Annotated in this window: 10 protein-coding genes; 3 read left to right on the forward strand and 7 right to left on the reverse strand. The window is 40.8% G+C overall.

The features are described from left to right. Positions 1 to 157 precede the first annotated feature (157 nt). The gene (locus H4075_RS10195; RefSeq protein WP_182806407.1) at positions 158 to 850 is read left to right on the forward strand and encodes a porin family protein; all 693 of its coding nucleotides are present in this window, start codon (positions 158 to 160) and stop codon (positions 848 to 850) included. A gap of 158 nt (positions 851 to 1,008) precedes the next feature. Here H4075_RS10195 and H4075_RS10200 read toward each other — a convergent pair whose 3' ends face one another. Continuing rightward, positions 1,009 to 3,249, reverse strand: a complete 2,241-nt coding sequence (locus H4075_RS10200; protein WP_182806408.1) for a Tex family protein — start codon at positions 3,247 to 3,249, stop codon at positions 1,009 to 1,011. Between the two features lie 345 nt (positions 3,250 to 3,594). On the opposite strand from H4075_RS10200, the gene H4075_RS10205 reads away from it, so the two are divergent. After that, on the forward strand, positions 3,595 to 6,594 hold the full coding sequence (locus H4075_RS10205) for a SusC/RagA family TonB-linked outer membrane protein (RefSeq protein WP_182806409.1): 3,000 nt from the start codon (positions 3,595 to 3,597) through the stop codon (positions 6,592 to 6,594). A 19-nt stretch (positions 6,595 to 6,613) separates the two neighbouring features. Then, positions 6,614 to 8,053, forward strand: a complete 1,440-nt coding sequence (locus H4075_RS10210; RefSeq protein ID WP_182806410.1) for a RagB/SusD family nutrient uptake outer membrane protein — start codon at positions 6,614 to 6,616, stop codon at positions 8,051 to 8,053. Positions 8,054 to 8,110: 57 nt separating this feature from the next. On the opposite strand, the gene H4075_RS10215 is transcribed toward H4075_RS10210, so the two are convergent. The 6 genes from H4075_RS10215 to H4075_RS10240 all read right to left on the reverse strand — a co-directional run bounded on the left by H4075_RS10215 (position 8,111) and on the right by H4075_RS10240 (position 14,618). After that, positions 8,111 to 8,416, reverse strand: coding sequence for a hypothetical protein (locus H4075_RS10215; protein ID WP_182806411.1), 306 nt, complete (start codon positions 8,414 to 8,416; stop codon positions 8,111 to 8,113). Between the two features lie 299 nt (positions 8,417 to 8,715). Continuing rightward, positions 8,716 to 9,354: a peptidylprolyl isomerase gene (locus H4075_RS10220; RefSeq protein WP_182806412.1), complete on the reverse strand. Its 639-nt coding sequence runs from the start codon at positions 9,352 to 9,354 to the stop codon at positions 8,716 to 8,718. 211 nt (positions 9,355 to 9,565) lie between these two features. Then, the gene (locus tag H4075_RS10225) at positions 9,566 to 11,302 is read right to left on the reverse strand and encodes a M14 family metallopeptidase (protein WP_182806413.1); all 1,737 of its coding nucleotides are present in this window, start codon (positions 11,300 to 11,302) and stop codon (positions 9,566 to 9,568) included. A gap of 23 nt (positions 11,303 to 11,325) precedes the next feature. Next, entirely contained in the window at positions 11,326 to 12,963 is a 1,638-nt protein-coding gene (locus tag H4075_RS10230) for a M14 family metallopeptidase (RefSeq protein ID WP_182806414.1), read from the reverse strand. 159 nt (positions 12,964 to 13,122) lie between these two features. After that, positions 13,123 to 13,731 (reverse strand): hypothetical protein, encoded by a 609-nt coding sequence (locus H4075_RS10235; protein WP_182806415.1) that lies wholly within the window; start codon positions 13,729 to 13,731, stop codon positions 13,123 to 13,125. Then, a complete protein-coding gene (locus H4075_RS10240) occupies positions 13,728 to 14,618 on the reverse strand; it encodes a hypothetical protein (protein WP_182806416.1) in 891 nt (296 codons plus the stop codon). Before H4075_RS10240 ends, H4075_RS10235 begins: the two co-directional genes overlap by 4 nt. Positions 14,619 to 14,695 lie beyond the last annotated feature (77 nt).

Below are 14,695 nucleotides of genomic sequence, written 5' to 3' on the forward strand. Positions count from 1 at the left end.
TTTTTTTATTGGGGCATTAAACCGCTGTATTTTCTCAGGGTCTATGCATCCGGCCTTTGTATTATTTCGTAAAGTAGAAGGGCATTTAATCCGTCACCATAACAATCGTAATAATAGTTTGGCATGGTGTTTGGCAATCATCAAAAAAATTACGTTTATGAAAATCAAACTTATTTGTCTTGCTTTTTTTGCTGTAACGATCAGTAGCGTGTCAGCACAAAACTCTTCAGTATTTATTAAAGCCGGCTATAACATGGCGAATATCTCTGTTACTGAAAGTGGAAATATTGATGAAGCACGAATGCTTTCCAGTTTCCATGTAGGTTTACAAGGTGATATTCCGGTAATTAAAAATATTCTTTCTATTCAACCCGGTCTCCTTTTTACAGGAAAAGGAGCAAAATTTCAACAAGGCAGCACCAGCGATGCCAGTTACTATCGTGAGTCTACAAACCCAATGTATCTGGAAGTGCCTGTTAATGTAGTTGTGAAAGCACCATTAGGTGATGGAGCAAAGTTTTTTGCAGGCGCAGGTCCTTATGTAGCTATGGGAATTGCGGGGCGCAATAAAGTGGAGGGTAAGTTATTTGGAGTTGCGTTCGACAGCAATGAGAAAATTAATTTTTCAAACGACGATCCAACCACATCTGGAGAAGAAGGTGCAGGTTATGGCATTCTTCGTCGTTTCGATTATGGTTTAAATGGCACCATTGGATTTGAAGGTGAAAAAGCAATGTTCTCTGTCAACTATGGATTGGGATTGGCTAAAATTCAATCGGGCACTAACAGTAATGCGGATGATAAAAATAAACATAGAGTCCTGAGTTTTACAGTCGGTTTCCGTTTGTAATAACCTGCCGGACTGAGAAGGGCGCATTGCTTAGCAATGCGCCCTTTTGTATTTAACCACTGATGAAATAATTTTTTTGATTCGAATGAGTTAGCCACAGATGGGCACTAACGAACACAGATTATCAAATGGGTAATGTATTTGCTTACCACTTTTTTCTATTTCTTAAACTTATTCTTCAAAGCCGCCAAAGCATCATTTACACTAAGGTTGCTTAAATCTTCTTCCTTCTTTTGGAATTTGGCGCTTGGGTTTTTATTCAGCCTTGTGCCTCTTGCAGGTGCTTCCTGTGTTTGTTTGATGGATAAAGCAATCCGTTTACGTGGAATATCTACCTCAACCACTTTCACCATTACTTTATCATTCAATTTTAATTTTTCTGCAGGATCAGTAATGTAATCATGTGAAATTTCAGATACGTGTACTAATCCATCCTGCTTCACACCAATATCAACGAATGCACCAAAGCGTGTAAGGTTAGTAACAATACCCGGTATCACCATGCCTGCCGTTACTTCTTCAATTTTGAATATGTTAGCATATTCAAATGCCTGTACTTCACTACGTGGGTCAAGACCGGGCTTCACCAATTCTTTCAGGATATCAGTAATTGTTAATTCACCAATTGTTTCACTCACATATTTTTTAGCAGAGATCTGTTTGATGGTTGTTTCATTACCGATCAGTTCTTCCACTTTCAATTGTAAATCATTGGCCATTTGTTCAACCACAGAATAGGCTTCAGGATGTACGGCGCTTTTATCCAATGCATTTTCTCCATCAGTGATGCGTAAGAAACCTGCACATTGTTCAAATGCTTTGTCGCCGAGGCGAGGCACTTTTAATAATTGCTTACGTGATGAGAAGCGGCCGATCTCATTTCTGTACTTCACAATATTTTCTGCAATGCTGCTATTAATACCACTTACATAGCTTAGCAAATGTTTGCTGGCTGTATTTAAGTTAACGCCTACCTGGTTTACACAACTCACTACTGTCTGATCGAGACGTTCTTTTAAACGCACCTGGTTTACGTCATGCTGGTATTGTCCAACGCCAATACTTTTCGGATCGATCTTTACTAATTCAGCCAATGGGTCCATCAAACGCCGACCGATACTTACAGCACCACGTACCGTTACATCTTTATCAGGGAATTCTTCACGTGCCACTTCGCTTGCACTGTAAACAGATGCACCATCTTCATTCACCAAAAAAATCGGCAAACCAAGATTTAATTTTTTAATGAACTGTTCGGTTTCTCTTCCTGCAGTTCCATCACCAATGGCAAATACCTGTGTCTGGAATGCATTCACCAAATGACGGATGGTCATTTCAGAAGTATAAAGTTTACCAGGCTCATGAATAAAAATGAGATCAGTTGTTTGCAGTTCGCCTTTTTCATCTAAGCACACAACTTTACAACCGGTGCGGTAACCGGGATCAAGTGCAAGAATACGTTTGCTGCCCAGCGGACTGCTCAACAACAATTGGCGAAGGTTTTCTGCAAATACAGTAATCGCTTCTTCATCGCCTTTTTGTTTTAACAGCGAACGGAATTCTGTTTCCAGACTTGGTTGCAGTAAACGTTTATAAGCATCTTTGATTGCTTTCTTTACATGCGTAGTGCTTTCGCTCATGCCTTTTACATACTGTGCATCGATCAACTCAATAGCCAGTTCTTCTTCAGGTTCAATACTCATCTTTAAAATACCTTCTGTAAATCCACGGAGAATTGCAAGTATTCGATGTGAAGGAATTTTATGCACGGGCTCACTGAAATCAAAATAGTCTTTGAATTTAACGCCATCGGCTTCTTTGTCTTTCATCACAGTGCTCTTCACCAACGCTTCATCTTCAAAGAACTTACGCAGCTTGGCACGCACATTCGCATCTTCATTCACCATCTCCGAAATAATATCCCTTGCACCTTGCAAGGCATCATCTGCTGTTGCCACTTTATCATTAATAAAAGTAGCAGCCTGTTCGGCTACCGAAATATCCTTTTGCTCAAGTAACAACAAAGCCAAAGGTTCTAAGCCATTTTCTCTTGCAGTTTGCGCTTTTGTTTTGCGTTTGGGTTTGTAGGGGAGGTAAATATCTTCCAGTTCATTTAGGGTTGTTGCTTTATCAAGCTTTGCCTGCAAAGCATCCGTCATCTTACCTTGTTCAGTAATTGTTTTTTCAATAAAGGTTTTACGTTCGGTAAACTCTTTCAGAAATTTTGCCTGGTCCTGTATCTGTTGAATAGCCACCTCATCGAGGTTGCCGGTTTTGTCTTTACGGTAACGGGCAATAAACGGAATAGTGGCTCCTTCGTTCAATAATTCGATCACGGCCTCGACCTGCTGCACACGCAGGCTCAGTAAGCCTGCGATCTTTGATGAAAATTCTGTCATTCTTCTTCAGTTATACTTGTTAAAAGGGGATGCAATATAGTTGTGCTTCAGTAGAAAAAAAATTTGTTCATTTCAAACAGCAGAACAAAAAAACAACTAAAGAGCGATGACGTTATCATGACAAAACACATGCAAAATAAAGATGTTATGTAAAAAACGTACAATTGATGTTTCGTTCAACCCGACTTTTTTGCCACTCTTCAAAACAAATACGTTAAAACGCAGCATCACATAAATATGTGTTGTCAGTTAATTCATAGTGTACGTTATTCGCACACTTTTAATTGATCTTAACAAAGAGAAAGGATCAATCAATTTATTCATCACATCAAAACCTTATCATTCATGACAAGAGAAAACCTCCGGGTTCTCTTTGCATTTGTGATTGGTCTGTTCTCCGTTGCCTTTGTGCAGGCACAAACAGTAACGGGGAAGATCACATCACAAACAGGAGAGCCGCAACCTTTTGCTACTGTTCAGGTAAAAGGCACACAAACCATCACCACTGCTGACGCACAAGGAAATTTTTCAATCAAAGCAAAACAAGGCGATGTGCTTATTTTCACAAGTACTTCTTTTGAACGTAAAGAAGTGCCTGTTGATGGCGCAGTGATGAATGTAACTGTAACCGCTACGGTTAACGCATTAAAAGAAGTGGTGGTAACGGGTTACACCACACGTTCAAAACGTTCTAACATTGGTTCAGCCTCAACGGTTGTGATCGACGACATCCGCACACAACCCATTGCATCATTCGATCAGATTTTACAAGGACAGGCGCCTGGATTGAATGTAAAAACAGGTTCGGGTCAACCCGGTCGTAATGCGGATGTGATCATTCGTGGACGTACATCTGTAAATGGTTCTGTTGATCCATTGTATATCGTTGATGGGGTAGAAGTAAGAGCCGGTGATTTCAGCACTATGAACCAAGGCGATTTTGAAAGTGTATCTGTATTAAAAGATGCTGCATCAACAGCTATCTATGGTTCACGTGGTGCAAATGGCGTGATCGTTGTTACTACCAAAAAAGGTAAAAGTGGTAAAGTCCGTTTTGCCTATGACGGTCAGATAGGTGTTTCAACATTGCCAGAGAACAAGTTGAAACTGATGAACACGCAGGAGAAACTTGATTTTGAAATGAACATTGCAGGTAATCCATGGGGTTGGTCGCCTGCAGAAGTTGCTGAATTCCGCAATGTAAATACAGATTGGAACGATGCTGTTTTCCGTGATGGCAAAATGCAATCGCACCAGGTAAGTGCAAGCGGTGGTAATGAGAAAACAACGTTTTACACATCGTTCAATTATTTCGATCAGGAGGGTGTAACCATTAACACTGGTTTAAAACGTTATAACGGACGTTTAAATCTTTCACACGCAGAACGTAATATTAAGTTTGGTGTAAACTTAGCCGGCGGTTGGTCTAAATTCAGAGGAACATTTGAAGGTGATCAAAGTATTGGTTCACCGTTGAACACCGTTATCTGGGCATTGCCTTATGAGAAAGTGTACAATGATGATGGTACTTATGCCGGTTCGGTACAATTCCCGTTCTGGTTAAACCCGGTTGAAGAATTGGTTGTAAATGGCGACAACAGCTGGCAATTAAAATCAACAGGTAATGTGTTTGTGGAATACAATATTCCATGGATCAAAAATCTTACTTATCGCTTAAATGCCGGTGGTGATTATTCTCAAACCGAAGCATTTGGTATTACAAAGAATGGCACACAATCGGCTCAGCAAAATGCAGCATTCGGAAGTGCATTTGCAGGAGAAGGCGCATTGGCAAGAAGTCTTGATCGTCGTTTCCGTTCAACGATCACCAATAGTCTTACTTATAAAACAACCTTTGGCGCAAATGATGATCATGAGTTAACTACTTCTTTATATACTGAGTATATCAGACGCAGAGGTCGCAGCTTTAATTTTACAGGTTATGGTTTATTGCTGCCGTTTGATAATGAAGCAGGTCTTGTTACAGGTACTGCTGCCAATGGGTATATTCCTGTAGTTGGTGGTGGTTTTCCTGAAAACAGTTCATTGCTTTCTTATTTCGGTACAGCAGATTATTCTTTCCGTAACAAGTACTTCCTTTCACTTTCCGGAAGAACAGATGGGTCATCACGTTTAAGTCCTGCAAATCGTTGGACACAGTATGGTTCAGTTGGCGCAGGTTGGATCATTTCAGAGGAGAAATTCTTTAATGTAAATGCGATCAATTACCTCAAGTTAAGAGCAAGTTTTGGAGCTGTTGGTAATCAAAATGGTATTGGTGAGTTCCCATATATACAACAATACGGACGTGGTACTTATGGCGGACAAGGAACATTAAGTATCAATAGTCTTGGGAATTCTGAACTTACCTGGGAAAAGAGAAGAACTGCAAACGTTGGTGTTGAAATGGAATTCTTTAAAAGCCGTATCAGAACATCTGTTGAATACTATAACAGCTTAACAACAGGTTTATATTTCCAACCTACTGTACCTGGAACAAGCGGTGGTAACGGTACTATTCTTGCAAACAATGGTAGTATGGAGAACCAGGGTATTGAAGTAAATCTTTCGGTGAAAGTGATAAATGCAAAAGATTTTAAATGGATCATTGATGCAAACTATGCATACAATAAGAATACCATCAAATCATTGCCAGATAATCAAACCTTCCAATTGTTCAAGAGTTTTCAGGCATTGCAGGTGGGTAAACCTTTGAACAGTTTTTATCTCGTTCAATATGCAGGTGTAAATCCTGCCAATGGTAATTCACAATACCTGAAAGCTGACGGAAAAACCATCACAGAAGATTATGATGCAAATGATCTTACTGTATTAGGAGGAAGCGATGCGCCTCATAACGGAGGTCTTACAAATACATTCAACTTTAAAGGCTTGGAGCTTTCTGCCTTCTTTGTTTATTCACAAGGTAACTATGTGTATAACAATGCACGCTATAATGTTGAGTATTATGCATACACTACATCAGGTTTTGCACGCAGTGGTTTAACTGCATGGACAACTCCCGGTCAGCAAACAAACTTCCCTCGTATTGATGAAGCTACACAAGGACAAACAACACGTTTCCTGGAAAAAGGAGATTTCCTTCGTTTGCGTAATGTGATGCTTTCTTATTCACTACCAAGAAGTGTAACAGAAAAACTGAAGATACAGGGCTTGCGTGTGTTTGTACAAGGCCAGAATCTTTACACATGGCACAAGTTCCAGGGATGGGACCCGGAAGTATCAACTATTGTTAACTCCGATGCTAATTCCAATGCTGCGGTAAGTGGTGCGCAATATCCATCCTTACGTAGTGTAAACTTTGGTTTGAATTTAAATTTTTAATGAACGAAATTTTTAAGATATGAAGATGACACTAAAACCGGTTTACATCATGCTTGCCCTGCTGCTCACAGGATTCATGGCATGTAAAAAACCATTAGACACAATACCTGATACTTCATTAACGGATCTAAAAACCTTTGATGATGTACGCAGTGCTTTACGAGGAGCGTATGATGGTTTCCAGAGTAATAATTACTATGGTAGCCCAGCAGCTTCCGGTACCGCCAGCGCATGGAGTGCATTACCTGAATTGATGGGTGATGATTTTGTAGAGGCATTGGAAAGTTTAGGCAACTGGAATATCATGAGCGAAATGAGTTATGCTTCAGATAACGGAGCAGTTGCAGCCGCTTTTATTCAACCGTATGAAATTATTTCAAGGGTGAATAATCTGCTGAAGTTTGTTGAGAAATATGAAACAGGTTCAACTGAAGCTGAAGCAAAACGCATCAAAGCACAGGCATTGGCTATTCGTGCACATGCGCATTTTGATCTCATGCGTTATTTCGCACAAGATTTTGGTCGTAACTCAACGGCACTTGGCGTGCCATTCGTAACTGTTTTCGATCCGCAAAAGCCGTTTGCTAACTTACCTGCCCGTAACACCGTAAAAGAAAACTATGATGCCATTCTGAAAGATCTGGGTGATGCACTGGTTGCTTTTCGTGCCGGCGGTAACACTACAGGAAATGGTTCACGCAATTATATTGACAGTGTGGTTGTATACGCTATGCGGGCACGTGTAAACTATTATGCGTCTGATTGGGCAGCTGTTATTGCAGATGCAAATATTGCATTAGCATTGAGACCTGTGGGTACTGCCGCCAATTATATTTCCACATTTGCAACAGCCGGAGAAGCTGCTCCTTCAAGTGAAGTGTATTGGGCTGTTCCTTCTGATAATGCTTTACGTCCCGGTGGTGCTATTAGCGGCACTAGTCCAAACTATCGTGTAACTGCCGCTATGAGTGCAATCTTACAGGCACAAGGTGGAGCTTATGTTGATCCAGGTATAAACCGTTTCAACCAGGCAGGCTCAGGCGGTATTCAACGCACACTTTGCTGGAAGTATCCCGGCATACGCAGCTTCAAAGTTTTCCGTGCAGGAGAACTGTTATTGATGCGTGCGGAAGCAAAACAACGTACCAATGATCTTTCTGCATTAACTGATCTCAACAGCTTGCGTACAAATCGTGGCGTAGCTATTGGTGCTGAAGTTGGCGCTGCATTGCTTGATGCCATTTTATTGCAACGCAGGGTTGAATTATTGGGCGAAGGTCATCGCTGGTTCGATCTGCGCAGATCAACCAAAACAATTGTACGTGCTGAATGTGGTGTTGCCAACGGCTCACGTGCCGACAATTGCAACATCCTGCCCACATCAAGGTCATGGACATTCCCGATCCCTTTCAATGAATTAAAAGTTAATCCGAACCTTGTTCAAAACCAAGGTTATTAATTACAGTAAGGCTTTATAAGAAAAAGCTGTTCAGGTAATACTGAACAGCTTTTTTCTTTACGATTGTTGCTGTTGCTCTTCCTGTTGTGGAAGATGCGCATTCATCACTTCTTCGATCTTCTCGTGCAACACCGTAGTTGAAGAGGTCACCCAATCGGGCAGATCATGGTTTTCCAATATTTTCCACCTGTTATCTTCTTTGTGCATTTTGAAGAGTAACCTGTTCCCACGTTCATCGGCCACATCTACACTAAAGGTGCCTTCCTGTAAGCCACCAAGCTTTCTGAAGTTGAATTCACGTAAGCGTCCGTCTGCTTTGATCAAACGGGTGAATTGAATGTTTTTTACGACTTGTAGTTTCATCTGCTCAAATTTTGTGGTTTTTGATTGCCAGATGTTATTCGTCCTGAAAATGATCATTGATTTGATGTACAAATTGACCGATCATTTTTATGACTCATTTCATCAGTAAGTTTTTAAAAGTTGTGCGTTCAGTGATTTACTGATGCGGATATGGGATATTTTATAGAGCAAAACTCATGCACAAATGATTTTTTGTGGAAAACTTGCCTTTTACAGCTGTTAAAAAAACAGATTGTTGTTGATCTGTTTTCAAGGTTGATTGCTAAATGAATATTTCAGTGCAATAATTAAACAAACGGTCAGTCTTTAATGATCCGTGCTTCTTTGATGATATCGATCTGCGGAAATTTGTTGATGAACCATTTATTGCCTTTGAAGTAGATGGTATCAGCAGGTTTCATGGCATCATTACCATAACCTGAAAAGAACTGCCTCACCACGTCCATACCAGTGATCACTTTTGCGAAAGGTACAAAACCTTTAACGCCTCCGGCATTTAATGTGTCGTAGGTGAGATTATTACGCAGGTTGATGAAGATGGATGTTTTACGGGTGTTGGGAGCGCCACGTGAAAAGCAAATGGTGCTGTCGGTATTGGAGCCAACAACGGGTTCGTCTTTGAGATTCTTTCCCTGCCAGAAAATATTCTTCTGTTTGTCTTCGCTAACGCCAAACTGCACCAAAAAATCTTCCACCACACGGAAAATGATGGTGTTGTTGTAATAACCGCTGCGGATGAGTTGATAAAAACGATCAGCTCCCAGCGGCGACCAGCTTCGATATACTTCAACAGTGAAGTTTCCTTTGCTGGTAAAAAACTCTGCTTTGAAGGTTTCCGGTGCTTTTAGCTTCAAAAGGTTGGCATCTGTTTTTAATATCTGTGCGTGGGTTTGTGCAAACAAAAGAGAACCGAGTATCAAAAATAAAAGCGATTTCATGTTGAATAGTTGATACCGAAAATTACAAAGCTTTCAGTAAACAGGCGGCAATAAAAAATCCTCACAATTTAGTTGTGAGGATTTTCTTTGTGTTCATTGTGAAAATCTTTGTTACATCTGTGCTACTTAAAAATTACACAAAGAGCACGAAGAATTCACAAAGAAAACGGAGCGTGTCGTACTTCTTACTTCGTACCTCGTACTTCATTCATCATTTCTTAGCAACACCACCCTTCTTACTATCAACACTGATCGTGTACTTTCCGCTCCCTTGCACCACCCAGCGAACAGTAACAGTTGATAAGCCCGGGATGTTCTCTACTTCAATTTTCTCAGGATTACTTGTTTGTTCTGTTGTGATGTTGAGATCAGCATTTTCAACGATCATTCCTGCAATTGCTTTTACACCGCTGATTGAAATACAATCGGGACGTTCGATCTTGTACTTTAAATCATGACTGCTGTGTGTTGGCATAATGCGACTGTTAGAAATAACAGCCGTCACTTCTTTCAACCCATTGCCCAAATCTTTTTCTGTAACCGTATCTACTTTCAGCAACGGAGTATGGTATGCATGGTAGATAGTGAAGGCCATGTTCCGGTGCGCATCGCTTTCTAACAAAAAGCCCGGATGTGCACGGCCAAAATTTTTCTTGAAACCACCAATTTCAATTTTACCGTATTGCGGATGATCGTATTCATGCCAGTCAACAAATGCATCTTTAAACAAGAGGTAGGTGTCAAAATTGAAGTTGGTATTATCCTGCGGGTTACGTGTTGCATCTTTATTGAACATCAAATACGGTGTCCATAATTCATTGGAGTAGGTGTAGATACCACGACCACCATAAAACCAATCGAGCTCACCACCATAAGCAGGGTAGAGATCTTTGTGTACAACGAGATAACGATAGCCTGGAATCAATTCTTCACCTTTCTTTGCAATGATATCATACACCTGTATGTCTTGTGGATTGTATGTAACCTGGTCGGTAGGATCGCCGGGGCCACGTAAGATCATGCCACCTGCATTGTGATACGATTGTGCACCTGCAATATTCGGATGCTTCATAACAAAGTCCATCACCGCTCTTGTTTCAGGTAATGAGAACGGATATTTATAGGCACCATTCTGTATATAGTTTGGTTGCCATCCCCAGCCCCAGTCACGATTGGGATCGTATTGAAACGTATAGCCATCTTCATTTACCACACCATCACCATCATTATCTTTTCCTTCAAGTCCAAGCATTTCATATTCACCTTTTTCATCCGGACCAACCTGGATCATCCTGCGTGGATCAGAAGGATCAATACGTAAACGTCCATTTGGATTTTTGCGACGCATGATCAACACTTCATTATCGCCATCAAGATCATCATAACCATCTTCATCAACTAAACCATCACGATCATTATCAACAGGCAATACACCCGAACGTGGTGAACTTCCGGTGTTAGGTTCATGAAAATAACTGTCACGACCATCAGGATTAATTGTTGGAACGATGTAAAAAACTTTGTCAGCCAATAATTCTTTGATGAAACGTGTATCTTTGAATGACTCGGTTAAGTACCATGCAGTGTACATGGAGAACTCAGCACCTTGTACTTCATTGGAGTGAATATTCCCATCGATGTACATGCCGGGTTTCTGATCTGCATTTCCTTTTTTGAAATCAGTGATCGTAAGACACCAGATATCACGGCCTTTAAATGATTTGCCAATGGATTGCAGTTTCGCTAATTCGGGATGTGCTGCAGCAATCTTTTTTAGGATATCTGTTATGCCTGCATGATCGTAATAACGGTTCCAGCTAACCGTAACTTTCGGATTGGCTGGCGAGCCTGCTGCTTTAAATATCTGATCAGCAGTTTGTGCTGTCGCAAATAGTGCTGTAACGCTGAGTGCAGTTACTGCGATGAATTGTTTTATCTGAAGTTTCATACTTGAAAATTTTGGAGTGAACATTAAAGCGTTACCTCAATTGTTTTTGTTCCGGTGGTAGGACTGCCGGCTTCAATTGTGATCTTGCCGCTTCCTTTGATCAGCCAGCTCAATTGTTTAGAAGTATAACCTTCCAGTGTATTCAGCAGTTGAATTTTCTTACCACTGATGATCGATTGAGCATTACTGCTGTTCACTTTTACATTGATGCGTTTAACCCAATAGCTTCGTTCGCCCAATTTTGAATGTGAAGGCAATGCAGATTTATTAATCACATCAAGCGTTACTCTTGTTAAACCGTTCGCCAGTTTTTCTGTTTTGATATTTACGATATCAATCTCTGGTTGTGTTGCGGCAAGTTTTATTAAAAAGCTGCTGTGTTTCTTCACCAGATCAGCAACAAGTGAGTAGGGAGGTGTGTGCAATGCAAACGGATCAACGCCGCCCACTTCTACTTTTTGATTGGGGAAATCAGGATGTTGAATCGTCTTCCATTCCGTATAAACATTGCTGCTATTTTGTTGCGATGCCCAACGCAGGTAATTCGCTGAAGGATCTTCTACTGTAAATGCTTTTTCATTCTTAGCTGTATCAGGTTTTGTTTTCGGCACCCACCAGCCCGGTGTACTGAAGCTGAAACGGCCATAGTGATAATAACCCCACGATAACAGATCGCCACCAGTTGCTGATGATGCAGGTGCATCTTTCAAACCAACTGTTTTGTTATACAGATCACTCACCATGCTGTTCACTTTTGTATCGGGCATTAACCAGCCTGCAAGAATAGGAGCCGTTGCAGCTTGCGGGTTAAATGCATAAGGGGTACTTAAATTATTGTTGCTGCTGAAACTGATGACCGCATATACATTGAACCGATCGAACAATTCATCTAGCAATGCTCTTGTTTCTTTTTCTGATGCAGGAAATTCGCCGGCGCCTTGTGAGAAAGACGGATGTTTGAAAGTTAAGTTCTTGTTGAACCATACACCGCCTTCACCATCTTCATTAAAACTACCATCTTTATCATTGTCTTTTCCTTCAGCAAAAACAAGATAGTTTCCTTTTTCGCCTTTGCTTACATCAGCTTTGATTAATACTCTTGGGTCATTCGGATGAACACGATGCGTGCCAATTGGTGATTCAACACGCATCCAGGTGATCTTTCCGTTTCCATCGAGATCATCATATCCATCTTCATCACTACTGCCATCACGGTCATCATCAGTTGCAGTTGCATTGCCCATTCGTTCGTAACGAAGCGATGCAAAATATTGTTCCATTGCATCAGGACTCATATTCGGAAAAATGTAGAAGGTTGTTTTGTTGAGCAGGTTTTTAATGCTGTCGGTTGCAATGCCCTGCATTAATTGTTCTGCAAAACCAATGGCGAGCTCTGTACTCAAAGGTGCATTCCCTTCCACGCCACCAATCACTGCAATCGCAGGTTTTGTTTCTGTGTTGCCCGAGCCAATGGTGATTTGCCAAATGTCTTTGCCGCCGTTTGTTTTCGCAAGCGATTTTACTTTCACCCATTGTGGATTTGCTTTTACCAATGCATTGATGCGGTTGGTTTGCTGGGCGAAATTGCTGTAGCCGGTTTGTGCAGTTATGCTGTTGTAACATAACAGGCACAGCAGATAAATACCTATTCTTTTCATCATAAAGAAATTGTTTTGGAAACCGAATATACTGAAAACAACACCCCGCCAAATTGCTTTTGATGAATGGTGGAATAGGGGGATAGAGAGTGGTAGTGAAAACAGGAATTCGGAATCAGGAGTTAGTAGTTGATAGATTAGACTGCATTTAGCAGGTCTAATCTATCTGAATTTTGCAGAGATGGTATAACAAACCTTTTCGTTAATACGATAAAATATTTCGTTGTTTACTTTTCTTTGCCGCCGTAGGTTGCGTCTGTCGAGCAACACTCCTTTTTCATCGTAGTATTGTGGCTGATTATAAAACGTAAGAATAAAATATTTTTCGGGAGCAAAAGGTGCACGAAGCGATTTATTGCGGATAGACATAAATGTGAGCAAGCGTTTTTGCCCATCAACATAATAGTCGAGCTTGTTTACCCAGGTGCAATGTGCTTGCTTCATATACTGCAATAAATAAGCAGTTGCGGTTGTATCGTAGCCGTACTTAAATAAGCTGTCGTACAATGACGGATCATTGAAATTAAATTCATACACATAACGTATGCTGTCGGTTTTCATTTCGATCAATACATGTCTGTAGTCTCTATCGGTAAAGCCAAGCGAAAGTAATTTTGGTTGTGCAATATGGCTATAGACAGCTTCAATTCCTACAATATCTTTTTCGTGTTCGTTGTAATAAGTTATGGGGAACTGTCGTGATACCGAACAGGAGCTCATAGTTACAATGAGCAATAAGAAACAGATGATATGTTGTAAGCGGTTGTTCATTTCCTGTTTCTTACGCTCCAGCTAACGCCATAGAGTAAACGTTTAAAAGTGCTCAATTCAATTTGCCGCAGCGTAGTGAAGCCTGCATCCCAATAGGTCATGGTGACGATACCGTTTTCTTCTGTCAGGCTTTTTAGAATGACGAAGTGAGTGGGGATGTGTTTTTTTACTTTTCCATGATTCTTGCGACGAAGAACTGCGTTGTTGAGATAAAGAAACACATCGCCGATCTCTAATTTTTCCTGCAGGAACTGCACCGTCTGTTTTAATTTAAGCCGTGTAAGATCGTAACCACGTGATTGTATTTCTGCTTTCATGGTTACACGCAGCATATCATTAAACTTCGAAAGATTGGTTGCGGCCCAAAGACCAAGTTCTCTCCCTTCTTTGTAACGAAGGTGAAAAAGATTGATATAACCTTTGAAATGATCGGCCAACGTAAAGAAGAGCATCTGGTCGGCATCGTTACGATCGAGCTCTCCTTCATATAAAACCAAGCCCACCTGTTTTCGAACCGCATCAGATGGTTTGTACATCACACCTGCATATTCAGCTTTGCCATTTTTGTAAAGACTGATCATAAATTTTACATACCCCAATGGATCTTGCCTAGACATAACATAACCAACTGCTGCAAATGCACAGAAATTGGTGTTACGGCCTGCATAGAGAAAAACCGGTTGCTCAATATTCCGTTCAAGATTCTGTAAAAATAATTGCTGACTCACCGAAGTCCATTGGCTGCTGGCGCTAAGGGTAGTTTGTTTCAGAAAGGCTAAAGCCTGCTTCTGTTTGCTGACAACAGGACTCGCATTTGTTTGTGAATGGGAACAAATGGGTACAATGGAAATGAAGCAGAAATAAATAAAAACCGTTGATATTCTCATCCTTGAGCGCTGTTGGCGGGTAAATGTAACGAGAAACTTGTTATGACGAATTTCTATTAAAAGCCATTTTCTATTCA

Source organism: Lacibacter sediminis (assembly GCF_014168535.1).
Classification (GTDB): domain Bacteria; phylum Bacteroidota; class Bacteroidia; order Chitinophagales; family Chitinophagaceae; genus Lacibacter; species Lacibacter sediminis.